The organism is Flavobacterium pectinovorum (assembly GCF_006438875.1).
GTDB lineage: Bacteria > Bacteroidota > Bacteroidia > Flavobacteriales > Flavobacteriaceae > Flavobacterium > Flavobacterium pectinovorum_A.
Window position 1 is genome coordinate 299,909 of sequence record NZ_RCZH01000003.1, and the last position, 22,487, is coordinate 322,395.

Annotated in this window: 23 protein-coding genes; 8 read left to right on the forward strand and 15 right to left on the reverse strand. The window is 35.2% G+C overall.

The features are described from left to right. Positions 1 to 104 precede the first annotated feature (104 nt). Together coaD and EAH81_RS05710 are read right to left on the reverse strand one after the other, a co-directional pair. A complete protein-coding gene (gene coaD, locus EAH81_RS05705) occupies positions 105 to 563 on the reverse strand; it encodes a pantetheine-phosphate adenylyltransferase (protein ID WP_140504716.1) in 459 nt (152 codons plus the stop codon). Positions 564 to 968: 405 nt separating this feature from the next. After that, positions 969 to 1,940, reverse strand: coding sequence for a D-alanine--D-alanine ligase (locus tag EAH81_RS05710; protein ID WP_140504718.1), 972 nt, complete (start codon positions 1,938 to 1,940; stop codon positions 969 to 971). A 381-nt stretch (positions 1,941 to 2,321) separates the two neighbouring features. Here EAH81_RS05710 and EAH81_RS05715 point away from each other — a divergent pair, with 381 nt between their 5' ends. Both EAH81_RS05715 and EAH81_RS05720 read left to right on the forward strand, forming a co-directional pair. Then, positions 2,322 to 2,945 (forward strand): PASTA domain-containing protein, encoded by a 624-nt coding sequence (locus tag EAH81_RS05715; RefSeq protein WP_140504720.1) that lies wholly within the window; start codon positions 2,322 to 2,324, stop codon positions 2,943 to 2,945. Continuing rightward, on the forward strand, positions 2,935 to 3,978 hold the full coding sequence (locus EAH81_RS05720) for an RluA family pseudouridine synthase (protein WP_140504723.1): 1,044 nt from the start codon (positions 2,935 to 2,937) through the stop codon (positions 3,976 to 3,978). Before EAH81_RS05715 ends, EAH81_RS05720 begins: the two co-directional genes overlap by 11 nt. A 194-nt stretch (positions 3,979 to 4,172) precedes the next feature. On the opposite strand, the gene EAH81_RS05725 is transcribed toward EAH81_RS05720, so the two are convergent. The 6 genes from EAH81_RS05725 to EAH81_RS05750 form a co-directional block, all read right to left on the reverse strand. Beyond that, a complete protein-coding gene (locus EAH81_RS05725) occupies positions 4,173 to 4,787 on the reverse strand; it encodes a family 16 glycoside hydrolase (RefSeq protein WP_140504725.1) in 615 nt (204 codons plus the stop codon). A 9-nt stretch (positions 4,788 to 4,796) separates the two neighbouring features. Further along, positions 4,797 to 6,038 (reverse strand): ATP-binding cassette domain-containing protein, encoded by a 1,242-nt coding sequence (locus tag EAH81_RS05730; RefSeq protein WP_140504727.1) that lies wholly within the window; start codon positions 6,036 to 6,038, stop codon positions 4,797 to 4,799. 136 nt (positions 6,039 to 6,174) lie between these two features. Then, positions 6,175 to 7,023 (reverse strand): sulfurtransferase, encoded by an 849-nt coding sequence (locus tag EAH81_RS05735; protein ID WP_140504730.1) that lies wholly within the window; start codon positions 7,021 to 7,023, stop codon positions 6,175 to 6,177. A gap of 12 nt (positions 7,024 to 7,035) precedes the next feature. After that, positions 7,036 to 7,890: a ThuA domain-containing protein gene (locus EAH81_RS05740; RefSeq protein WP_140504732.1), complete on the reverse strand. Its 855-nt coding sequence runs from the start codon at positions 7,888 to 7,890 to the stop codon at positions 7,036 to 7,038. A 34-nt stretch (positions 7,891 to 7,924) separates the two neighbouring features. Beyond that, the gene (locus tag EAH81_RS05745; RefSeq protein ID WP_140504734.1) at positions 7,925 to 8,314 is read right to left on the reverse strand and encodes a DUF1398 domain-containing protein; all 390 of its coding nucleotides are present in this window, start codon (positions 8,312 to 8,314) and stop codon (positions 7,925 to 7,927) included. 154 nt (positions 8,315 to 8,468) lie between these two features. Then, complete coding sequence (locus tag EAH81_RS05750; protein ID WP_140504736.1) at positions 8,469 to 9,461, reverse strand: alpha/beta fold hydrolase; 993 nt, start codon at positions 9,459 to 9,461, stop codon at positions 8,469 to 8,471. Between the two features lie 294 nt (positions 9,462 to 9,755). Between EAH81_RS05750 and EAH81_RS05755 the strand changes: the two genes are divergently transcribed. Next, entirely contained in the window at positions 9,756 to 10,448 is a 693-nt protein-coding gene (locus EAH81_RS05755) for a hypothetical protein (RefSeq protein WP_140504738.1), read from the forward strand. Between the two features lie 238 nt (positions 10,449 to 10,686). Here EAH81_RS05755 and EAH81_RS05760 read toward each other — a convergent pair whose 3' ends face one another. From EAH81_RS05760 to EAH81_RS05790, 7 genes are all read right to left on the reverse strand, one after another. Continuing rightward, a complete protein-coding gene (locus EAH81_RS05760; RefSeq protein ID WP_140504740.1) occupies positions 10,687 to 11,532 on the reverse strand; it encodes a mechanosensitive ion channel family protein in 846 nt (281 codons plus the stop codon). Between the two features lie 88 nt (positions 11,533 to 11,620). Further along, positions 11,621 to 12,058, reverse strand: coding sequence for an acyl-CoA thioesterase (locus EAH81_RS05765; RefSeq protein ID WP_089354405.1), 438 nt, complete (start codon positions 12,056 to 12,058; stop codon positions 11,621 to 11,623). A 72-nt stretch (positions 12,059 to 12,130) separates the two neighbouring features. Further along, entirely contained in the window at positions 12,131 to 12,721 is a 591-nt protein-coding gene (locus EAH81_RS05770; RefSeq protein WP_140504742.1) for a hypothetical protein, read from the reverse strand. A gap of 276 nt (positions 12,722 to 12,997) precedes the next feature. Beyond that, positions 12,998 to 14,233, reverse strand: coding sequence for an RNA polymerase sigma factor (locus EAH81_RS05775; protein WP_140504744.1), 1,236 nt, complete (start codon positions 14,231 to 14,233; stop codon positions 12,998 to 13,000). A 248-nt stretch (positions 14,234 to 14,481) separates the two neighbouring features. Further along, a complete protein-coding gene (locus EAH81_RS05780) occupies positions 14,482 to 14,832 on the reverse strand; it encodes a YciI family protein (RefSeq protein WP_140504746.1) in 351 nt (116 codons plus the stop codon). A gap of 37 nt (positions 14,833 to 14,869) precedes the next feature. Continuing rightward, a complete protein-coding gene (locus tag EAH81_RS05785; RefSeq protein ID WP_140504748.1) occupies positions 14,870 to 15,322 on the reverse strand; it encodes a carboxymuconolactone decarboxylase family protein in 453 nt (150 codons plus the stop codon). A gap of 207 nt (positions 15,323 to 15,529) precedes the next feature. Beyond that, the gene (locus EAH81_RS05790; RefSeq protein ID WP_140504750.1) at positions 15,530 to 16,798 is read right to left on the reverse strand and encodes a Na+/H+ antiporter; all 1,269 of its coding nucleotides are present in this window, start codon (positions 16,796 to 16,798) and stop codon (positions 15,530 to 15,532) included. A gap of 370 nt (positions 16,799 to 17,168) precedes the next feature. On the opposite strand from EAH81_RS05790, the gene dnaK reads away from it, so the two are divergent. The 5 genes from dnaK to EAH81_RS05815 all read left to right on the forward strand — a co-directional run bounded on the left by dnaK (position 17,169) and on the right by EAH81_RS05815 (position 22,262). Further along, complete coding sequence (gene dnaK, locus EAH81_RS05795) at positions 17,169 to 19,052, forward strand: molecular chaperone DnaK (protein WP_140504752.1); 1,884 nt, start codon at positions 17,169 to 17,171, stop codon at positions 19,050 to 19,052. Between the two features lie 204 nt (positions 19,053 to 19,256). After that, a complete protein-coding gene (locus EAH81_RS05800; protein WP_140504754.1) occupies positions 19,257 to 19,811 on the forward strand; it encodes a helix-turn-helix domain-containing protein in 555 nt (184 codons plus the stop codon). Further along, positions 19,808 to 21,058 (forward strand): site-specific integrase, encoded by a 1,251-nt coding sequence (locus tag EAH81_RS05805; RefSeq protein WP_140504756.1) that lies wholly within the window; start codon positions 19,808 to 19,810, stop codon positions 21,056 to 21,058. The genes EAH81_RS05800 and EAH81_RS05805 overlap by 4 nt, the downstream gene beginning before the upstream one ends. A gap of 5 nt (positions 21,059 to 21,063) precedes the next feature. Further along, positions 21,064 to 21,813 carry a hypothetical protein gene (locus EAH81_RS05810; RefSeq protein WP_140504758.1) on the forward strand — a complete coding sequence of 250 codons (750 nt, stop codon included), beginning with the start codon at positions 21,064 to 21,066 and terminating at the stop codon, positions 21,811 to 21,813. 107 nt (positions 21,814 to 21,920) lie between these two features. After that, positions 21,921 to 22,262 (forward strand): helix-turn-helix domain-containing protein, encoded by a 342-nt coding sequence (locus EAH81_RS05815; protein WP_140504760.1) that lies wholly within the window; start codon positions 21,921 to 21,923, stop codon positions 22,260 to 22,262. Positions 22,263 to 22,487: the final 225 nt, after the last annotated feature.

Sequence of the window (22,487 nt, forward strand, 5' to 3'; positions counted from 1 at the left end):
CGAGAAACGAAACAATCTCATATTAGTTTGTCTGTTTTAATAATCTCTAAATCATACTTTTTTAGTGTGTTTGCTTCGTTCCTCGCAATGACTTTGTACTTGAATTATTTTTTCACCCTAACCGAATCCGGAACCAACATTTCGTATTCACCGCCATTTCGCAATACGTCACGAACAATGCTGGAACTAATATAAGACGTTCTTGCTGCGGTTAACAAAAATACCGTTTCTATTTTCGAAAGTCTTCTGTTGGTGTGTGCGATGGCTTTTTCGAATTCGAAATCGGCTGGATTGCGTAGACCTCTTAAAATGAAATTGGCTTTTAGTTTTTTTGCTAAATCTATTGTTAAACCTTCATAGGTTATAACGGAGATTTTTGGTTCGTCTTTGAAGGTTTCTTCGATAAAACGTTTTCTTTCTTCAAGAGAAAACATGTATTTTTTTTCGGCATTAACACCAATCGCAATTACGATTTCATCAAATAGGGAAATTCCTCTTTTGATAATGTCTTCGTGACCTAGGGTAATTGGGTCAAATGATCCCGGGAATATGGCTTTTCGCATTTGTTTTGAGGTTCTAAGGTTCTAAGTCGCTAAGGTTCTAAGGTTTCTTTGCATCTTAAAAGAGTTTAATTTTTAGTCGTTTTGATTTCTATAATAAAAGCAATTTTTTTAGGAGCTAATCCCGCTATCCGTTTCAATCTTTTGTGGCTCCCGAAGCCTCGGGACCGCCACAAAAGGATTTCCACTTCTATCGGGGCTAGGTCAATCATTTTCATAAGAATCTTTTCGTCTAACTTGTCATTTCGACGGAGGAGAAATCACACAAGTAATTACGTTTGCTGCGTCTATTCACTGCGTCAATCTCTAGATGTGATTTTTCCTTCGTTGTAATGACAATATTATAATAAAAAAAAAGGTTCTGAGATCTTAGTGCCTTAGCAACTTAGAATCTCAGAACCTTTTTAGTTACAAAAGCGCCAACTCAATTGCATTTGTGAATAAATCTTCGAGAGATATTCCGGCTGCTTTGGCTTGTTGCGGAATCAAACTTTCGGTTGTTAATCCCGGAATTGTGTTCATTTCCAGCATGTATGGCTCATTGTTTACAATGATGAATTCGCTTCTTGAGAATCCTTTCATTTTTAAAACTTCGTAGGCACGTTTTGCAGTTTCGCTCACCTTTTTAGTTAGTTCGTCTGAAATTCTTGCCGGTGTAATTTCTTGTGATTTTCCTTCGTATTTAGCTTCGTAATCAAAGAAATCATTGTCTGAAACAATTTCGGTGATTGGCAAAACTTTGATTTCACCTTTATAATTGATTACTCCAACAGAAACTTCAGTTCCGTCAAGGAAACTTTCGATGATGATTTCGTTGTCTTCTTTATAGGCAACTTCAATTGCGATTGGTAATTCAGCTTCAGTTTTTACTTTTGAGATTCCGAAGCTTGACCCTGCTTTGTTTGGTTTTACGAAACATGGCAAACCTACTTTTGCAACAATTTCTTTGGTATTGATAATATCGCCTTTGTTTAGGTAATAAGAGATTGCCGTTTTGATTCCGTATGGTTTTAAAACCGATAATAAATCACGTTTATTGAAGGTAAGCGCCGCCTGGTAATAATCGCAAGATGATTGCGGAATTCCCAGTAATTCAAAATAAGCCTGCATTAAACCATCTTCTCCCGGAGTTCCGTGAATGGCATTGAAAACACAATCAAAAGTGATTTTTTCTCCGTTTACCGTAACTGAGAAATCATTTCTATCGATTGGAAATTCTGCATCATTTTGGTCTACATAAACCCATTTTTCTTTGAAAATATGAATGCGGAATCCGTTGTATTTTGTTTTGTCAAGATATTGGTGAACGACGTTTCCTGAGATAAGAGAAATTTTATATTCACTTGAATATCCGCCCATGATGATGGCTATGTTTTTCATTGATTTGATGTTTAATCGTTTATTTATGTAATTGTTTAATCGTTTTTTTGCCACGAATTGCACGAATTTCCGCTAATTGCTTTGTGTTATTTGGATTGCGTTTCTCGTTTTGCTTGTCAGAAATGACAAAAAAAGAAAAATCTTCTTATGAAACCTAAAGCCCTAGCCCTGATGGAAGCGGTATCCTTTTTCTGGCTTCTTTAGCCAGGAAAAGATATAGCGTACAGCAGGAAATAGCTCCTGAAATCGAAATTCGAAATTTAAAAATTCCAAAAATTTTCAATATTTAGTAACATAATATTACTAATGTTACTTAAAACAAAATTATCATTTTTTTTGAAACGAAATAGCTTTATCTTTGCCACTAATAAAAATAAATTTATGAGTTTACGTAAGTATTTAACGAGCCGGGTATTTTTTCTGCAAGTATTAAGTGCGGCTGCTATTATTGCCGTTTTAGGTTATTTGTTTATGCATTGGTTGACTTTTACAACTGATCACGGTCATGAAATTGCCGTTCCGAATTTAACGAAATTAACGGAGGAACAAGTTGAGGCAAAATTGGACGAATTAGATCTTGATTATGTGCTTCTGGATAGTGTTGATTACCGAAGTGAATTCCCTAAATACAGTGTTGTTGAGCAAGATCCGTTGCCGGGAACAATGGTAAAAGTAGGAAGAAAAATATATATTAAAATTAATGCATCAGGGTTTTCATCTGTCAAAATTCCTGATTTAATTGAGAAAACATATCGTGAAGCGGTTCCAACTTTGAAGGCTTTAGGGCTTGAAGAAGGAACGATTACTTATATTCCGAACCTTGGAAAGGATATGGTTTTGGAGATGCGTTATAAAGGTAGAAACTTAAAAGTAGGTGATCGCGTGCTGAAGGCTTCTAAAATCGACTTGGTTTTAGGAGACGGAAAAGCATCTTATGTAGATGAAAGTCAGGCCACAGATAGTTTAGCTGCGCCAGCTACTGAAACCCCAAAAGATGAACAATAATATTGAAAATTTAGATCTGGAAGACGAATTATTCGAACATTTTAGATTTGATGTACCTAAAGGTCAAGCGCTTTTGCGAATTGACAAATATTTGATGAATATGATTCCGAATGCAACACGGAACAAAATTCAGAATGCTGCAAGCGAAGGAAGTGTTTTTGTAAATGAAATTCCTGTAAAATCAAATTACAAAGTAAAACCATTGGATCTTATTACGGTAATGTTGACGCATCCGCCGTTTGAAAACCATATTCTGCCGGAAGATCTTCCGCTTAATATTGTTTATGAAGATGATGCTTTGTTGTTGATTAACAAGGAACCTGGAATGGTTGTACATCCTGGTCACGGAAATTATACCGGAACTTTGGTAAATGCTTTGGCGCATCATTTTGATAATTTGCCAATGAACAGCAGTGAACGTCCAGGTTTGGTTCACCGAATTGATAAGGATACGTCCGGACTTTTGGTGGTAGCCAAAACGGAAGCAGCAATGACGCATCTGGCGAAACAATTTGAAGCTAAAACTTCTGAACGTGAATATGTTGCTCTTGTTTGGGGAAATGTGACCGAAGAGGAGGGAACGATTGAAGGAAATCTTGCCAGACACTTGAAAGATCGCATGCAAATGGCTGTTTTTGCTGATCCTGAAATTGGGAAACCTGCAATTACACATTATAAGGTTTTGGAACGTTTTGGTTATGTAACTTTGATTTCTTGCAGATTAGAAACGGGAAGAACACACCAAATTCGTGCGCACTTGAAACACATTGGACATCCGTTATTTAATGATGAACGTTACGGTGGACATTTGATTTTGAAAGGGACGACTTTTACAAAATACAAGCAGTTTATAGAAAATTGTTTTAAAGCTTTGCCACGTCAGGCTTTGCACGCTAAAACGCTTGGTTTTGTACACCCAACAACGGGCGAAATGATGCGTTTTGATACTGAATTGCCTCAGGATTTTCAGGATTGTATCGAGAAATGGCGCAATTACGGGAAGACGCATAATATGGAAGATGACGAGAATTAATTAGATAATTTGTCAATTAGAAAATTAGATAATTTGTTATATACTAAAAAAGCTCCTTATGGAGCTTTTTTTTGTTTACCATTAAGAGATTAAGGAAAATTAAGCTGTGTGCCTTAATCTAACTTAATCTCTTAATGGTGAAAAAATAAGTATCACGCTTACTTTTCTTAATCTCTTAATGGTTCAAATATTTTTTATTGAAGCGTTTTAATTGTTAAGTCGGTTATTTTTGCTTCGCCGTTGGTTAAGAAACCTAGTTTTCCTTGTGGGCTTAGATTGCTTTTATCAAGGGAACATTCTAATGTGGTTTCGTTATTTACTGAAAAGTATAATTGATTGTTTGTAACTCTAATTTTTATAGAATACCATTTGTTATTTTCTAATTTCATGGTTTTTTTGAACAAAGTTGGTCCGCCGCGTTTACCGTATTCGTCGCTATTTTTGTTGTAAACACCTTGACCAATTACAATATTCTGATCGATTTGATACAGATAAGTTCTGATGTATTTTTCCTGATCGATGTTGAGCATAACCTCGAATAATGATTCTTTGGTCATGTTTACTTTTAAATCGATTTCATAATTTTTAGGAAGTAATTTTTTAGATTCTATAACGCCCCAATGCATCGGACCTCCATTTCCTGTTAAGGTATCTTTTTCCAGAAACCATTCTTTTGAGTCGAAATTCCAATCTGATTTTAGTTTAGAAACTTCAGTTGTTTTGTATTCTTTTTTTGCTGTGGAAATTGTGGTTGAACACGAAATCATTATTAGTGATGAAACTAATAATGTGATATATTTAATTTTCATTTTTGTATTTTAATTAAGCTCTGAATGGTATTTTATTTTACCGATTGATCCTGTTGAATTTGGTAAAAGTTCAAAAACCGAAGTAGGAGCGAGGCCAGTTTCTATACGATGTGAAACGTACAAAATACTAACATTTGTTTCTTGTTTAATGGTATTGATAAGCTGAATAACCAAATCTACATTTTCGTCGTCTAATCCTTCTACAGGTTCGTCGAGAATTAATAATGGCGGATGTTTTAATACGGCGCGAACAATCAATGCGACTCTTTGCTGACCGATAGAAAGATCTATGAAACGTTTTTTTCTCAGACTTGTCATTTCAATTACTTCAAGCCATTGCGTTACACTTTGTTTTTGTAAAGTGGTTGGTTCGTTATATAATCCGATGGAGTCAAAGAAACCGGATAGAATCATTTGTTCTAAAGTATGTCCTTTTTGAAACAAATCAGTCATAGAAGTAGTAAAGATTCCGATTTGTTTTTTGATATCCCAAACGCTTTCTCCAGTTCCTTTTTTTCTTCCGAACAAAAATAAATCCTGACCAAATCCCTTTGGATTATCTCCCGTAATTAAAGATAGAATCGTGCTTTTTCCGGAACCATTCGGACCAATTAATTGCCAGAATTCGCCTTGTTTTATCGTCCATGATATTTGATCTACAATTTTTCGGCCGTCATAGCTTACAGACACATTGTTCATTTTGATTAGTACACTTTCGTGGAAGGAATGCGGTTCTAAAGCTTTTGGAATTGCCGCTGTATTTAAGGTTTTAAAATGATTTTCGGTTTTTGAAATCGGATGTAATTTAAAGGAATTGTCTTTAATTTGCGCTTTATTCGGAACAAAATCTAAAACATCGACTAAACGATTTACCAGTTGAATAATCGCAATATTGTCTGTTAATTTCTCCAGAGATTGTGCCAAAACAATTCTCGAAGCCTGATCTAAATGATCAAACGGATTGTCGAAAATTATAAAATCCGGATTTTGATTGATGCAGTATTTCAGGAATTCTTTTTTGCGTTCGCCTGATGAAAACGTTCTCAATTGTCTGTGCGATTCCGGAGAAGCTTCTACAATATCGTATTGATATTCTTTTTCGATGAATTTCTCGATGGCAATGTCCGAAAACAGAATTCCTTTTTGGTCGTTAAAAACGGCTAATTCTCCTCTGGCTTCGCCCGAAAGTAAAGTGTCAATGAAAGCTTTTTTGTTTACCTGATTCGATAAAAGTATATCCCAATGCTGCATTTTGTATTATTTATTTATGTGAGCATAGATTGTGTTTTTTTTGCCACAGATTAAAAGGTTAAAGGATTATGTGGATTAATCATTTTAATCTTTTAATCTGTGGCAAATAACTAGCTATGTTTCTATGTGTTTAATTTTACACTTTTGTTGCCAATTCACGATCGTTTCTAGACCATTCGCTCCAGGATCCAACATACAGTTTTGGAATTTCAATTCCCGCATAATCCATTGCTAATAAAGTATGGCAAGCTGTAACGCCTGAACCACAATGTACAATTACATTTTCTGGTTTTGTATGACCTAAAATATCTTTATATTTTTCATTTAATGTTTCTGCCAATTTGAAAAATCCATCTTCATTTAGGTTTTCACTAAAAGGAACATTTATAGCACCCGGAATATGTCCGGCAATTAAATCCAAAGGTTCTGTTAAACCATCAAAACGGTTTTTATCCCTAACATCGATTACAATATTTTGATCGTTATTTCGTGCCTTTTCGACTTCTTCAATATCGGCCAGAAGTAATTTCCATTCGGATATTGGATAATTTTCAGTTGTTTCAAAAATTTCAGTTTTTGAACTTACAGGATAACCTATTTTTATTGCGGCTTGTAAACCTCCGTTTAAAACCTGCACTTTTTCGTGACCAATTGCCTTTAGCATCCACCAAAATCTTGCTGCGGCATTTGAGCCATTTTTATCATCATAAATAATAACATGGTTCAAAGGAGAAATTCCGAGTTTTGAAAGTACACCTGAAAATTTTTCGAAAGAAGGCAAAGGATGTCTTCCGCCGTTTGCAGGATCAGTTTCTACGGTTGCTAAATCTTTATTCAAATCGATATAGCGAGCACCTTTTAAATGTTCGTTTTTATAATTTTCTTCGGCGTTAGCTCCGCCTCTGGCATCTATTAAAATAAAATCAGAAGCATTGTTTAGTTTTAATAATTCTTCGGGATTTATAATTGGGGAAAGTTTTGACATCTTAAATAATTTTTATTTTTTAGAATTTCCTAACCAAAGCAAAGCATTCAATATTAATTGACTTTCTACTTTGTTTTCAAAGGTGTACGAAAGTGTTTTATTAGTTCCGTGCTCGTAATCAATATCATTATGCCCCATATTTACATAAAGCATTTTGTAGTTTTTATTCGTCCAAACCACGGGATAATAACCGCTGTGCCAGATTTCATGCGCTTTTGGTCCGGTTCCTAATGGGAAACTGCTTTCGTCAATTGCCAAAAGAATTTTAATATCCGGATTTTTAGTCAGATCGTTACTCCATCTGTACCATTCGTTTGGTGCCGATGAGAATGTTTTGGGAATATCTTTCGTAACCGGATGTTGATTTTCTACTCTTAAAACTGCCGATGTTGGTCGCCAGGTATTGCTTCCGTATTCGCCTGAGCCTAAAAAAGTATTGTGATACCAATTCCAGTTTTGCGGATAATCAGAATCATTTAAAGCAAATGCCGAAAAATGAAAACCGATAAAACCTCCACCATTTTCCATGTATTTCTGAAATGCTTCTCGCTGACTTGGTGTTTCAGGTCTTGTATCCAAAAATAAAACGACTTGATATTTTGCCAGAAATTCAGCGTTTAGATTGTTCCAATTGTTAGTCGAATCGTATTCAAAGTGATTTTCTTCGGCGAGTTTCGGAAACCATTTATTGGCTTCATGAACGAAACTTATATGTGCCTGATCATTTTTTGCGGTATAAAAAGCAATTACTTTAAATTTGGATTTACTTTTTTTTTGCTGAGAATATCCTAAAAAGCAACTAAAAAAAAGAACGATTAAGATACTTTGCGTCGCTAGAAAACAAGTTTTTTGACTGAAAATTGACATTGATTGTGGTTGGTTTGGTTAGTTAATTTTTGAATTAATCAGGAATTTTCTCAATCAATATTTCGTCTCCGGATTTGTCATAATATGTGCAGGTCATTTCGATAATATCAACTCTCCATTTGGCAATACCACATTGTGCGGCATGATTGCAAAAAGTTAGATAATCGGTTTGTCCACTTTGGTGTATAACAAGAAATTCGATAAAACGTTCTTTATTTGCAAAAGCTGCCACTTTGATTTCATCGTATTTTTCGTCAGAAGTAACGTTGTAATTGTTTACGCCATAATATTCAACATGTCCGTCATGTACAAATGTGTCATAACCTTTTACGCCCAAAATGATTAAGTCTTGTATATAATTCGGAAAATCGGCTCCGCTTTTTACTTTCGAATGTGCTTCTTTGATTTGTTCTATTGTAAACATATATTTTAGTTTTAGATTATTGATTAAAAAAAAAGGTTGCCACGAATTTCACAAATTAGCACGAATTTTTATTTACATAATACTCAGCTAATAATTCGTGCTAATTTGTGAAATTCGTGGCGAAAAAAAATAATTCGTGGCAAGAAAAATAGTATTACTGTTTCAAAAATACAATTAATGGTTTTATAAATTGATCGAAAGATTCAATATGTGGCAAATGTCCAGTGTTTGGAACTTCAACTAATTTTGAATACGGAATTGCTTTTTGTGTCTTTTTGCCCAATTCCAAATAATTCCCCATTGTTTTTCGAACTTCTTCAGATACTAATGGTTTTCCTAAAGCCGTTTTATCTCTTGTTCCGATGATTAAAAGCGTTGGACTTTTGATGTTTTTAAATTCATATAAAACCGGTTGTGTAAAAATCATATCATACATAAGTGCCGAGTTCCAGGCTACTCTGTCATAATCAGGAGCCGTTGTCCAGCCGGCGCTTAGTTCTGCCCATTTTTGGAAATCGGCATTCCATTTTCCATCATAATAATTTGACATTTGATAGCTTTTTATGTTCTGATAGTTTTGTTTTAATTCAGATTCATACCACCAATCAACAGGTTTGTACGGAACAACCAGTTTCCAGTCTTCAAGACCAATTGGGTTTTCGAGTACTAATTTCTCTGTAGTTTCAGGATACATCAAGGCAAATCTTGTTGCTAACATTCCGCCCATAGAATGTCCCAGAATAGTTGCTTTGTTGATTCCTAAATGATCCAGTAACTTTTTGGTATTCTCAGCAAATTGCTGAAACGAGTATTGAAAATTATCCGGCTTTGACGATTTTCCAAAACCTATTTGATCCAGAACGATAACACGGAATCCTTCTGCAGTCAGTGCTTTTATAGTAGTTTCCCAATAAGCTCCATTGAAGTTTTTGCCATGAAGCAAAACGATGTTTTTATGGTTGTAATTCTCCGGAATGATATCCATATAAGCCATTTTTAAGGATTGGCGCTGAATGCTTAATTCTATGAATTTTACAGGAAAAGGATATTCGTAATTAGTCAGATTAATGTCTAATGACTTGATTTTTACTTCTTGCGAAAAACAAAAAACAGGAAATAGAAGGATTATTAACTTTATAATTTTCATTTTCGGGTAGATTTTGAATTTAAGGATTATAAAATTACCGTTAAGCATCTATAAATGCAAAAAATATAGTCTTAAAATTATCAGAAAAATTAAAGAAATGAGGTTTTTATACATGAGATACTTATTCATTTATTGAATTTTTAAATTTAAGGATGATATTTTTTAGTTTGTAAGTTTTTGATTGTGAAATTATTGCACTTAAACGAGTAATGCTGTACTTCGAAGAATTTCTTTTTATTAATAGGATTTTATTTGTAAATTAGAGTTAGAATGTTGTCAGCTAAAACAGGTATTATGAAAAAAACAATACTTTTACTCTTGCTCACAGTCCCCACATTTGCCCAGGAAATCAATACATTTGATTTCGCAGTTATAAACTCTACATTAATATCTCCCAATATCGATCTCGATAATGGTCGGAGCGTCGTTGCGGCCAATAAGGACGAATATTCGTCTTATTTTCAGTATGCATTTGATATGTGTGATGAAGATATTATTTTAGGCGCCGGAATTGATAAGTCTGAAATCGATCGAACTTATGTTGGCTATATAGGCAAAATATGCGATAAGTTCAGAGCGACTATTGCTATTGGTTATGTTGATTCCCGGAGTGATTATCAGGGAACTTTTACCGGATTTAGTGTTTCATATCACTTTGGTGAGAATACTTTTGTAGGTGCAAGTTTAGAGAACTTACATTCTACAAGTGTTGATTATGAAACGGATGAAAGTTTTGATTACTATAAAAAACTGGTTCCAAAGGTTTTTGCAAGTTATGAGATTATTCCACATGTTATTGCTTTTGGTCAATTGAGCAGCAGGGTTAATGATATTGCTTTGAAATACCAAATGGATCGATTTTCAACCGGTGGATTTTATTCCGGACATGGAGTCGGAGGTATTTTTGGAACGCTTAATATTGGCAGATTTGCCGTTTCTTGCAGTACTACTTTTGATAAGGTAAACTTTGGTTTGAAATTTCAATAATTGCCCGCGGATTTTAACGGGTTAAACAGATTACCACTGGTTTTTTGAACCATGGAATTCGATACATAGAATTGAAAATATTTAAAAAGTTTCACGCAGATTTAAAAAGATTTAAGCAGATTTAAGCAGATTTATTTTGAAAAATTCGATCTGCTTAAATCTTTTTAAATCTGCGTGATACAAAAAAACTTGGCGAAATTACATCGTTTCAGTTTGCTTTATATTCTTTTGAACTGTTTTATTCTTTGTCGTTTTTGATCGTGATTACGCGTTGTGGATACGGAATATCGATCTTTGCTTCATCAAAACGTTTTTTGATGCTTTGCAGTAAATCGCAATACATTACAAAACCATCTGTTGAATTTTTTGCCCACGCCCAGGCTTTTAAGTTTACGCTTGAATCTCCAAGTGCTACGACTCTTGCTACAACGAGAGGTGTTTTTTGTTTTTTATTTTCGGCAGTTCGCGTATCGATAAAAAGTGGATGTTTGGCAATTTCGTCCTGCATGATTTCTAATGCTTTTTCGACATTAGATTCATAACCAATTCCGATTTCTACGATTTTGCAGCATTTAGTATCGTGCATATTTGTGTTTACAATAATCTGATTGCTTATTACCGAATTTGGAATTATGATTCGGTTATTTTCAGCATCTTTCAAAACAACTTGCCTTAAGTTGATATCTTCTACGGTTCCTATAAAATTATTGATGGTGATTTTATCATTGATACGAAAAGGTTTAAAAATGACGAGAAAAATTCCGCTTACGATATTGCTCAAAGCTTGTTGAGAAGCTAAACCTGCTACTAACGAAATCACTCCGGCACCAGCTAAAAATGAATGCCCGATAATTTTGAATTCCGGAATTTGTATTAACGCAAAGGCAAAACCTAAAATGTAAATTACTGTTATAACTAAATGTTTTAGAAACCTAAATCCTGTTGCATCATATTCTTTATCGGTTAATTTTCGATACAAAAAATAACGAAGCACTTTGTCTGTAACTGCGCCCAGAACGATTGTTACGAGTGCGATTATGGCGATAATGATAGCTATTCTAAAGTCTTTTAAGTAATCGATCATAAGTTTTGAATTTTAAAAAATCCAAAAAACATATATTTAAATTATAGTTTTTTGGATTTCATAAAGTTAAGAAAAATGAAGTTTGTTTTTATAGTCCAACAAAATCATCACTTTTTGGGAATATGCTTAAAGCTTCAATAGCAATTTCTGGTGTTGGAGAGGCTAATTTGCGTAATTTGGTATCCATCCATGCGCCATCAACGGTAATTACTGCACAAAGTGTATCGTCTTCTCTTCTAAATTCGTGAATGATTGACCAGCGCGAAGCATCGGGTTTCATTTTTGAAGTTTTGGTATGAAGGAAAATTTTGTCTGAAAGTTTTAGTTCTTTTCTAAAGATGCATTCTTCTCTAAATAAAACAGGTCCAAAACCTTGTGTTTGCATCACTTTTAATGTCAAGCCAAGTTCTTCGAGGATTTCGATACGATGTTGCGCACCAAAATCATAATAAGCACTATGACGAACGTGAAAATTTGGGTCAAGATCTGACCAGCGAAAAGAAATTTCTTTAATAAATGAAGCCATTTTTTTTATTTTTTATAAAAACCGAAATTACGAATAAAAATATAAAAGCGGCTTTTTTAAAAAGTTAAAGTCTTAGTAATATTCATTTTTAAACGGTGAAAAGTCCTGTAATTTTGGCAAGGGTTTAATCATGATTTTTTGCTTGCTATTTGTTTTAGGAAAATCATCTTCGCCATAAGGTTCTGTAGTTTTAATGCGAATTCCGGTGGAGAGATTAAAATCGATTGTACCCATTGTTCCTTGTCCGTCAGAATACACCTGGGAGAAACCTATAAGTTCAAAGTTTCCATTTTGATATCTGAATTTATGTTCAAAATTCCCACGAATAAGTTCATTCTGAATGCTTAAAATCCCTTTGACTATATCAATTTTATAAAAAGAGTTACCGTTATAATAACCATTTCTTCCGTCTGGATATTGCGCATCAATTGCTTGGGTTGTTGATACAACTTTTTTGAAATTACCATTGGCTTCAGCAAAATAAATTTCGAGTTTATAAGGCGCAGTTTCGCTTATGCTATCTTGTAAAACTTGAACATAATCAATTAAACCATCTTTGTTTAGATCGCCTTTTACTTTTGTGATTGTTTTATTGAAGTTGTTATTTTGAGCAAAAAGAATTGCTGAAAATAACAGAAAAAATAGCGTGATAAATTTAGTCATTAAGGTTTTTTTTTGATAATTGCAGGTTTGTCAAATTTGTTCCATCGGAACACTTCATCGGTAGAGAAAAAATGCATCGTGAGAAATATCGTCCCATTGGGACGTTTGAAAAATTGTATATGTAATCTGGATATGTTTTTATCATTATTATTTGTAAAATCAAACGTTTCTACGGAACGAAAAAAATGCCATATTTTATTGGGGCTACCGATGAGATGTTCTGATGGAACAAAAAACAAATATAAATATGTCTTACATAACGACAGTGAAATTTATTTATTTTCTAATAATCAAATTAATGTTTTTGATTATTGTGGCTTTGTCAGCCGGAGAATTGGTAATCTGTAATGCTTTTTCGAAATTTTCTATAGCTTTTTTATTGTCGATATCCGTGTAAAGATTTCCTAATAAGGAGTAGTAAAAAGGATTGTTAGTCAGGTTTAGTTTTTCGGCTTCGATTATGGCTTCTTTCTTACCGTTGGTTTTGGCAAGGGCAAAAGTTCGGTTTAAAGCTGCGATAGGCGAATATTCTAAAATAAGCAAACGATTGTAAAGCTGTAGTATGTTTTGCCATTTTTCAGGCGTGTCTTCTTTTTGTGTGTGCCAGTAGGCGATACCGGCTTCAAGATGGTATTTTGAAAGGTTGTTTCCCGTAGATGCTTTAACTAAATAAAGCTGTCCTTTTTCGATTAATTCCTGATTCCAAAGTGTTTCGTCCTGATCCTGATACAAAATTGTTTCTCCATTTTCATTGATTCTGGCATCAAATCTTGAACTGTGAAAACACATTAGAGAAAGTAAAGCATTTACTGCAGGCAAATTTGTTGTTGGATTTTCGATCAATAAAAAGGTCAATCGCATGGCTTCTGCACAAAGATCTTTTCGAAGAATAGTATTTTGTGATGTCGAATAATAACCTTCAGAAAACAATAAATATAATGTTGTTAAAACGGTTTCTAATCTATTGTTGATTTCAGAAATTGTTGGCTGCTCAATTTTGATATTGGCTTCTTTGAGTTTTTCTTTGGCTCGATTGATTCTTTTGTAAATGACTTCTTTATTGGTTAAGAATCCGTCGGCAATTTCCTGAATTCCAAATCCGCAGAGTAAATTTAGAGCTAATGCAATTTGCGCTTCGGTTGAATTTGCAGGGTTGCAAACTGTAAATATCATGGCCAATTGACTGTCATTTATGTTTTTAACAGACAAATCAATTTCAATTTCTTCGGATTTATTTGCGGTATGTTTTATTTCGACGGAAAGTTTCTGCTCAAAAACGGAATTCCGTTTGAGGTAATTTTTGGTTTTGTTTTTGGCAACAGTATAAAGCCATGCGGTTGGATTTTCAGGGATTCCTTTTACGCTCCATAATTCGGTTGCGGCGAGAAATGTGTCGTTTGTAATGTCTTCGGCAATTTCGATATTATCGATTCCAAATAAATAACAGAGTACCGAAACTATTTTTCGGTACTCTGTTCTGAATAAATGTGGTAAAAGCTGACTTTCTTCCATAGAATTGTTTTTTGCCACGAATTTCACGAATTTTCACTAATTCTATTTGCTATTTTTTTGCTACAGATTAAAGAGATTTTCTGGATTATTGCTTGTGTAAAATTATTGCTGCAATTTCGTGCTATTGCAAATAAACAATGGTATTACAGTAATTTACCATATTTTTAATTCGTGTAAATTAGTGAAATTTGTGGCGAAAAAAAGCAGTAAATAATTCTATGTATTAGAATTAAAGCAATATTTAGAAATTAGTATGTTCCGGTAACGGCCATACGTATTTCAACATTTCCGCCCTGATCTAATATCGGGCATCCGTTTGCAATTGCAACAGCTTCGTCGTAATCTGTGGCTTTTATCATGATTAATCCACCAATTGCTTCTTTGATTTCAGCATAAGGTCCGTTGATTACGCTTTTGTTTGTAGTTACAATTTTTCCTTCTCCATCCCAACGTTGCAAAGGTTTTGCCAGTTTGTCCTGAGCAGCGATTCCGCCCAGCCAATCTTGCCATAATTTTAATGAATCCTGTAATTCCTGAGGTGAAGGCTGTGTTTCTTTTGTGATATAATCTCTGCGAAATATTAATACAAATTCGTTCATAATGCTATTTTTTTAATGTTATAATTTTCGTTTTTAATTAACCAAATAACCCAACTTTGTAAGTTCCGGGTTCGTTTGGAAAAGCAAGATTAATACGGTTCCAGGTATTAATGTTTGTGATTGCTAAAGTTAAATCAATTAATTCTTGTTCTGAAAATTCTTTTGCTGTTTCGTTGTAAACTGCGTCTGTAACGTCACACGCTGTTAAAGCTTCTGCCCATGCAAATGCAGCTCTTTCGCGGTTGCTGTAGTAGGAAGTTTCTCTCCAGGCACTTAATCCGTATAAACGTTGTTCCGTTTCGCCTTTGTGTCTTGCATCTTTATAATGCATGTCTAAACAATAGGCACATTTGTTGATTTGTGAAACTCTAAAAAGAACCAATTCGATAAGAGATTGCTCTAGTGGAGATTTTTTTAAATATCCTCCAACTGGGTAAAGTGTTTTTATTGCTTCTTGTCCTTTTACGTGAATGTTAATTCGATTTTCCATTTTGTTTAAATTTAATGTTTATAAATGTTGTTATAATGGAATAACAATCGAAGTTTCAGAATTGGACAAAATGTTTTACTTTTTTTGAAATTATTTTAGCTTTTATTTTAAAAAACTTGTAAAGCCTTGTAAATGTTGGAGTTTTTTGAAATTATTTTTTTATAAAGTTAATGTCCAATAAAATAAATGGACAATAGAAATGATTCTTTATTCCGGTTTTGGATCGTTTATACCTGTTTTTTTGACAATCCACGGAAGTGTAAGTCCTTGTCCCACGATTGTTATTAGTACAACCATAACCGAAATAAAGAGTATAGCGTTTCGTTGCGGAAAAGGCGTTCCGTCCGGAAGTAGTTTTGGCAAACCTAAAGCGATGGCTAGAGAAACAATACCACGCATTCCTGACCAACTTATAATAAGACTGTTTTTAGTGTCTAATAAAGCGTGTTCACTAACTTTTCGTTTTTTGGTATTTGTGCTGAGAAAATTTTTCTGCAGATTTGATTTTTGAAAAAAGATTCTGACCATTCTCGTTAGTAATGCAACTATCGTGATAATAAATGCATAGCCAATATAAGGCAAGATCATATGGTCATCAATATCTTTGAGGATGTATCTGAAATTGAGTCCGATTAGGATAAAGATTAATCCGTTTAGGATAAAAATAATGACGTCCCAAAGGTTTTTTGAATTGTTTTTTAAGCTTTCGGGAAAGATTTTTTTACTGAAACGTGAAATAGATAATCCTAAAAACACAACTGCAATTACTCCTGAAACATGCAAATGTTCTGCTATTAAATAGGTTACAAATGGCATTAATAACATAAAACTAACAGTTACGTTTATGTTTTTACGGACTTTTGTAAGGATAAAAGCTAAGATTTTTGCCATTAGAAAGCCTACTAAAAATCCGCCTCCTAATAAGAGTACAAATTGTAGTGTTGCTTTCCAGATTATAAAGGCTGAACCCATTGCAGTTGCAACGGCAAAACGATAAGCAACTAATGCTGAGGCATCATTAATGAGGCTTTCTCCTTCGAGTATGGTAATCGTTTTTTCGGGTATTCCGAGGCCCTTTGTGACGCTTACTGCAGCAACTGCGTCTGTAGCAGAAAGTATGGCACCAAGTGTAAAGGATAAGGACCAGGTCATACCGGGAATCATATAATGTGACACTACAGCAATCCAGAATGTGGTCAGGAAGACAAGTGGTATTGCTAACGTGCTTATTGTACTAAGATTGGTTTTGAAGTGTTTGTGCGAAATATTGAACGAGGCATCATATAATAATGGAGGCAGGAAAATCAGGAAGATGATTTCGGGATTAATTTCTATTTCGGTCATTGTGGGAATAAAACCAATTGCGATTCCAACAATTACAAGGAGAATTGGATAAGGTAATTTGGCTTTATCTGCAAAAGCAGAAAGTCCGATCACGATGGCGAGTATAAAAATAATGATGCTGTAGTTTTCCATTAAAATAAAATTTGAAGTAGCTAATATAGCTATTTAGGGTTTTAGTTGAAAGCATTGAGAGACATTAAACTGTCAAATTAGGATGATTTTCTGATGGAAACAATTGCCCTAGCCCTGATAGGAACGGCATCCTTTTGTGGTGGGGTTCACCACAAAAGATATAGTGAAGAGCAGGAAAAAGCTCCTGATAATGACACGTAACGTACTGATATGCCACAGATGTCAGGTTTTAAAAATGTCATGTTGTCAGATTGTTTTTAGAGTCTCGACATGAAAACTGACAATTTACTTTGGTTTTTTATATTGGCACAAAGATTGACTTATGCCACCTGAGTTATAAAATGTATATCAAAAATTAAATATATAAAAAATGGGTAAAATAATCGGAATTGATTTAGGGACGACGAACTCTTGTGTTTCTGTAATGGAAGGTAACGAAGCAGTTGTTATTCCTAATGCAGAAGGAAAAAGAACAACACCATCTATCATCGCTTTTGTTGAAGGTGGAGAAATTAAAGTGGGTGATCCTGCAAAAAGACAAGCGGTAACGAATCCTACTAAAACGATTGCTTCTATTAAACGTTTTATGGGACACACTTTTGCTGAGACTACAAACGAAGCAAAAAGAGTATCTTACAAAGTAGTAAAAGGTGACAACAATACGCCACGTGTGGATATTGATGGTCGTTTATATACTGCTCAGGAATTGTCAGCAATGACTCTTCAAAAAATGAAAAAAACTGCTGAAGACTATTTAGGTCAAACTGTAACTGAAGCGGTTATTACTGTTCCTGCTTACTTTAACGATGCACAACGTCAAGCTACTAAAGAAGCTGGAGAAATTGCTGGTCTTAAAGTTATGCGTATCATCAATGAGCCAACTGCTGCGGCACTTGCTTACGGATTAGATAAAAAAGGAACTGATCAAAAAATTGCTGTTTACGATTTAGGTGGAGGTACTTTTGATATCTCTGTTCTTGAATTAGGAGACGGTGTATTTGAAGTATTGTCTACAAACGGTGATACTCACTTAGGTGGAGATGATTTTGACCACGAAATTATTGACTGGTTAGCTAATGAATTTTTAGCTGAAGAAGGTATTGATTTACGTCTTGATCCAATGTCATTGCAACGTTTGAAAGAAGCTGCAGAGAAAGCAAAAATTGAATTATCATCTTCTGCTGAAACTGAAATCAACTTACCTTACGTAACTGCTACAGCTTCAGGACCAAAACACTTAGTAAAAAAATTATCAAGAGCTCAATTTGAAAAATTAACTGACTCTTTAGTAAAACGTTCTATGGAGCCAGTTGCTAAAGCATTAAAAGATGCAGGTTTATCTGTTTCTGATATTGACGAAGTTATTCTTGTTGGAGGTTCTACTCGTATGCCAAGAATTGCTGACGAAGTGGAGAAATTCTTTGGTAAAAAAGCATCTAAAGGAGTTAATCCTGATGAGGTTGTTGCTATTGGAGCAGCTATTCAAGGTGGAGTTTTATCTGGAGATGTAAAAGATGTATTGTTACTTGACGTTACACCTTTATCTTTAGGTATCGAAACTATGGGTGGTGTTATGACTATCTTAATTGAGGCTAACACAACTATTCCAACTAAAAAATCTCAAGTATTCTCTACTGCTTCTGATTCTCAACCATCTGTTGAGCTTCACGTATTACAAGGAGCTAGAGCAATGGCTGTTGATAACAAAACTATCGGTCGTTTCCACTTAGATGGTATTCCACCAGCACCAAGAGGAGTTCCTCAAATTGAAGTTGCTTTTGATATTGATGCTAATGGTATCATCAAAGTAACTGCTACTGATAAAGGAACTGGTAAATCTCACGATATTCGTATCGAAGCTTCTTCTGGATTAACATCTGAAGAAATCGAAAAAATGAAACAAGATGCTGAAGCTAATGCTGAATCTGACAAAATCGCAAGAGAAAGAGCTGAGAAATTAAACGAAGCAGACGGTATGATCTTCCAAACTGAATCTCAATTGAAAGAGTTAGGAAGCAAATTAGCTGACGATCATAAAGTTGCTGTTGAGTACGCTTTAACTGAGTTGAGAATGGCTTACCAATCTCAAGACATTCCAGCTATTCAAACTGCTCTTGACAACATCAATGCAGCTTGGAAAACAGCTACAGAAGCTATGTATGCTCAAGGTGAACAAGGTCAACAAGCAGCTCCACAACAAGAGCAATCGCAAGGTGACAATGTTGAAGACGTTGAATTCGAAGAAGTCAAATAATTACTGATTAATATCAGTTAACAATAAGTACTAAACCGCTGTAAACGAAATGTTTACAGCGGTTTTTCTTTTTTAGTCTTTTTTGTTTCTGCTGTTTTTTAATCATTTTTTGCCATATATTTGTACCATATTTGTACCGGCACTTAAAAGGCGATAATGTGGCACTTATGTATACTTATGGCACTTAAATTGGGGATAAAGGCGATGAAAAGAATAAATAAACAATGTCTTGTCTGTGGGGAAGTGTTTCTGCCCAAGACCGTAACTTCTGTCTACTGCTCACAAAAATGCAGTAAAAAAGCATACAAGCAGAAGATGAAGCAGCTTAAAAATGAAGCAGAAATCAAAGCGATGATAGAGAAAATACCGCAGGACAGGGCATTTCTTTCCGTCTCTGAGGCTGGCATGCTTTTTGGCATTGCCAAAAGAACCCTCTATAGGCTTGTCGGCCAGGGAAAAGTTCCGTCAGTTAATCTTGGAACCCGCCTTGTAAGGATAGACCGCACCGTCATGGAAGGGATGTTCGGCCCTGAGCGCAGCCTGCCGCAGGCTGAGAGTATACCGAAGAAAAAATTATACAGCCTTGAAAAAGAAGACTGCTATTCCATCGGTGAAATAGCTCAGAGATTTCAGATATCAGAAGGTTCTGTCTACAGCCATATCAGGAAATATTCAATCCCAACCAGACAGATCGGAAAGCATGTATATGCCCCCAAAACGGAAATTGATAATTTGTATAACGGAAATGATTTTATATGAAACAATTAGCAAAAACCAAGGTGACTGTGCGTCTCCGAAAGGCAGAAGACCGAAAGGAATGGTATGTTTACATAGAAAGCTATCCTGTAGAGGTTTCAGGAAAGAAAGCGCCCCAGAGAATCCGTGAATATTTAAACAGATCCGTAACAACAGTGGAGTGGGACAAGAAAAGAACTGCCCGCACAGATGCAGAGGGTATAAAATCCTATAAACCCAGACGCAGCGATAACGGAATAATAATCTGCAGCAGCGAAAGCGACCGCGAGATAATGCTCTATGCGGATGCAGTGCGTAAAATCCGGCAGAAAGAATACGATAATACAGATCTGTACAGTGATGCTGAGAACCTATTGGCTCAACAGAAAGAAAAAGGGAAAGAGGATTTTATTAAATACATTGCTGCTACAGCGGCTAAAAGACACGCCCGAAGTTCAAAATCCATTCAGATCAATTGGCAGCGGACCAGAGAATTTTTAAAAAGCTATTCCAAAGGCAGCCTTATATTTTCCCAGATTGACAGCAGAATGGCGGAAGATTTTAAACTGTTTCTGCTGGCTGCGCCGCTCGGAGGAGGCAAAAAGGGAACCATTTCCCGCAACACTGCGGGAACGTATTTTTCCATATTTAAAGCCGCTTTGAAACAGGCTTTTATTGATGGATATTTAACCGTTGATTTATCTTCAAAAATAAGAGGCATACCTGAGCAGGAATCAAGACGCGAATATCTTACCATTGAAGAATTGAACGGGTTGGCCCAAACGCCCTGCGAAAAAGACGTCCTTAAAAGAGCCGCGCTTTTCTCAGCGCTTACAGGTCTGAGGCATTCCGACATTCAGAAGCTCCGCTGGAAAGAGATAAGTCTGGAAGACGGCAGGGCCAAACTGCATTTCACGCAGAAAAAGACAAAGGGTGTCGAATACATGCCTATTTCTGAGCAGGCTTTAGATCTCTGCGGAGAACCGAGACTTCCCGGACAGCTTGTCTTTGAGGATCTGCCGGACCCGTCGTGGATTTCACGCCCTCTGAAAAAATGGGTTGAATCTGCAGGCGTTAAAAAAAATATTACCTTCCACTGCTTCCGCCATACATTTGCAACACTGCAGCTATCAAGCGGGACAGACATTTATACGGTCAGCAAAATGCTGGGGCATACCAACGTAAAAACTACTGAAATCTACGCTAAAGTAATAGATGAGAAGAAAAACAGAGCTTCGCAGGCAATACAATTGGAATCTTTAAAGAAATAAGCGCAATGAAAATTAAATACTTTGAATATATCACAGTTTACCTGTCTGTTTTTTTAGTCTGCGTCTTTGTCGGTGTAATCGGAAGATTGGTGCTGCTGGAAAAAGGTGCGGATGAATATACGGCCGGCGTTTTTTTCTGGATCAGCACTGGATTTGGAATTTTAATGTTTGCAATTCTAAGTTTATTTCTTAATGATTTGGCTGAGAGATTACTGAATCGGTTTTTGAGTGCAAAAAAAAATGAATCGCCTGAAAGCCGGATTCCAAATGAAGACCTTGAAAAAATAGAAGAGGAGTTGCAGGATGCTTTAATTAAGCCCGAAATGCCTGAAAATAGAAATGCAGCCATCGATATTCAGCAGTTAAGGGAGCAGCAGCAAAATACAATCAAAAATCAAAAACAAGCCAGAATTGATATTGCCATCCGTTATGCACAGCAGGAGTTTGCGCTGTATGCGTCGGATGATGATTTGAAGCAATTGGGCAGGAATATAATCATATATGCTGAAGGCATAAATTTTGAAAAGATTAAACCGATAAAAGTTAAAGATCTGTCCAATCTGGATCTGTATCATTTTGGCTGGAATATCTGGAATTGTTTTAAAGTCAGCAGACAGGACGGAGCCGCACAATTTTTAAAGCTGACTTTTGCTGACGCTTTAAAAGATGTTGAAGAGAAAAGCATTAAAACGCATCTCAAAGATGATGAACAGAAAGGTCTTATAAAAATTATGGAAGATTTTACCGATTTTTAAATGCCAATAACTATAAAGCACTGTGTTTTTCAAGTGTTTTTGCTGTGAAGAAGGACCCAGCAGAAACACTTTTTTCATTTGCACCATAACTGTTAAAAACGATAGCTATGGACACAAACGAAATCTCTTTTGAGAACCTGCCCAAAGCAGTAGCACACTTAGTGAAAGAAATTGCCGAGATTAAACTTATGATTCAGAATGTACAGGTATATGAATCGAAAGAAAAAAGTATTCCTATTGGTATTGAAGAAGCAAGCCGGCTCATAGGAAAAGCAAAGTCTACAATTTACACTCTTGTAAGGCAGAGAAAAATACCGTGCTATAAGTACGGTAAAAAGCTGTACTTTTTTGAAGAAGAACTTTTAGAATGGATTTCTAAAGGCAAAAAGAAAACAATACATGAAATCGAATCAGAAGCGATGAAATCTAATCATAACCGGAAGAAATAGCCAGCAGGAATACTTATATCACTCTATTGGATAATCAAAAGGCATTTAATGGAAAGCGATATTTTATCTAAATAAAAATACAGTGTTTTTTGCTGTAACACGATTTCAAATGTTTCAAAGAGTGCAGGATTCTAACTTTATCGCTGAAGTCTTGTCTATACTGGATTTTATAAAATGTCTTTGAACAAAGTGCACCGATTCTGCACCCAAATTCAAATTTTTACT

Bases quoted from the DNA above. Each gene is read 5' to 3' on its own strand.
- EAH81_RS05730 (WP_140504727.1), bottom strand. From the start codon at position 6,038: ATGCAGCATTGGGATATACTTTTATCGAATCAGGTAAACAAAAAAGCT.
- EAH81_RS05750 (WP_140504736.1), bottom strand. From the start codon at position 9,461: ATGAAAATTATAAAGTTAATAATCCTTCTATTTCCTGTTTTTTGTTTT.
- EAH81_RS05785 (WP_140504748.1), bottom strand. From the start codon at position 15,322: ATGGAAAATCGAATTAACATTCACGTAAAAGGACAAGAAGCAATAAAA.
- EAH81_RS05810 (WP_140504758.1), top strand. From the start codon at position 21,064: ATGAAAATTAAATACTTTGAATATATCACAGTTTACCTGTCTGTTTTT.
- EAH81_RS05740 (WP_140504732.1), bottom strand. From the start codon at position 7,890: ATGTCAATTTTCAGTCAAAAAACTTGTTTTCTAGCGACGCAAAGTATC.
- EAH81_RS05725 (WP_140504725.1), bottom strand. From the start codon at position 4,787: ATGAAAATTAAATATATCACATTATTAGTTTCATCACTAATAATGATT.
- EAH81_RS05815 (WP_140504760.1), top strand. From the start codon at position 21,921: ATGGACACAAACGAAATCTCTTTTGAGAACCTGCCCAAAGCAGTAGCA.
- EAH81_RS05775 (WP_140504744.1), bottom strand. From the start codon at position 14,233: ATGGAAGAAAGTCAGCTTTTACCACATTTATTCAGAACAGAGTACCGA.
- EAH81_RS05755 (WP_140504738.1), top strand. From the start codon at position 9,756: ATGAAAAAAACAATACTTTTACTCTTGCTCACAGTCCCCACATTTGCC.
- dnaK (WP_140504752.1), top strand. From the start codon at position 17,169: ATGGGTAAAATAATCGGAATTGATTTAGGGACGACGAACTCTTGTGTT.
- EAH81_RS05715 (WP_140504720.1), top strand. From the start codon at position 2,322: ATGAGTTTACGTAAGTATTTAACGAGCCGGGTATTTTTTCTGCAAGTA.
- EAH81_RS05745 (WP_140504734.1), bottom strand. From the start codon at position 8,314: ATGTTTACAATAGAACAAATCAAAGAAGCACATTCGAAAGTAAAAAGC.
- EAH81_RS05760 (WP_140504740.1), bottom strand. From the start codon at position 11,532: ATGATCGATTACTTAAAAGACTTTAGAATAGCTATCATTATCGCCATA.
- EAH81_RS05770 (WP_140504742.1), bottom strand. From the start codon at position 12,721: ATGACTAAATTTATCACGCTATTTTTTCTGTTATTTTCAGCAATTCTT.
- EAH81_RS05710 (WP_140504718.1), bottom strand. From the start codon at position 1,940: ATGAAAAACATAGCCATCATCATGGGCGGATATTCAAGTGAATATAAA.
- EAH81_RS05765 (WP_089354405.1), bottom strand. From the start codon at position 12,058: ATGGCTTCATTTATTAAAGAAATTTCTTTTCGCTGGTCAGATCTTGAC.
- EAH81_RS05780 (WP_140504746.1), bottom strand. From the start codon at position 14,832: ATGAACGAATTTGTATTAATATTTCGCAGAGATTATATCACAAAAGAA.
- coaD (WP_140504716.1), bottom strand. From the start codon at position 563: ATGCGAAAAGCCATATTCCCGGGATCATTTGACCCAATTACCCTAGGT.
- EAH81_RS05720 (WP_140504723.1), top strand. From the start codon at position 2,935: ATGAACAATAATATTGAAAATTTAGATCTGGAAGACGAATTATTCGAA.
- EAH81_RS05805 (WP_140504756.1), top strand. From the start codon at position 19,808: ATGAAACAATTAGCAAAAACCAAGGTGACTGTGCGTCTCCGAAAGGCA.
- EAH81_RS05800 (WP_140504754.1), top strand. From the start codon at position 19,257: ATGAAAAGAATAAATAAACAATGTCTTGTCTGTGGGGAAGTGTTTCTG.
- EAH81_RS05735 (WP_140504730.1), bottom strand. From the start codon at position 7,023: ATGTCAAAACTTTCCCCAATTATAAATCCCGAAGAATTATTAAAACTA.
- EAH81_RS05790 (WP_140504750.1), bottom strand. From the start codon at position 16,798: ATGGAAAACTACAGCATCATTATTTTTATACTCGCCATCGTGATCGGA.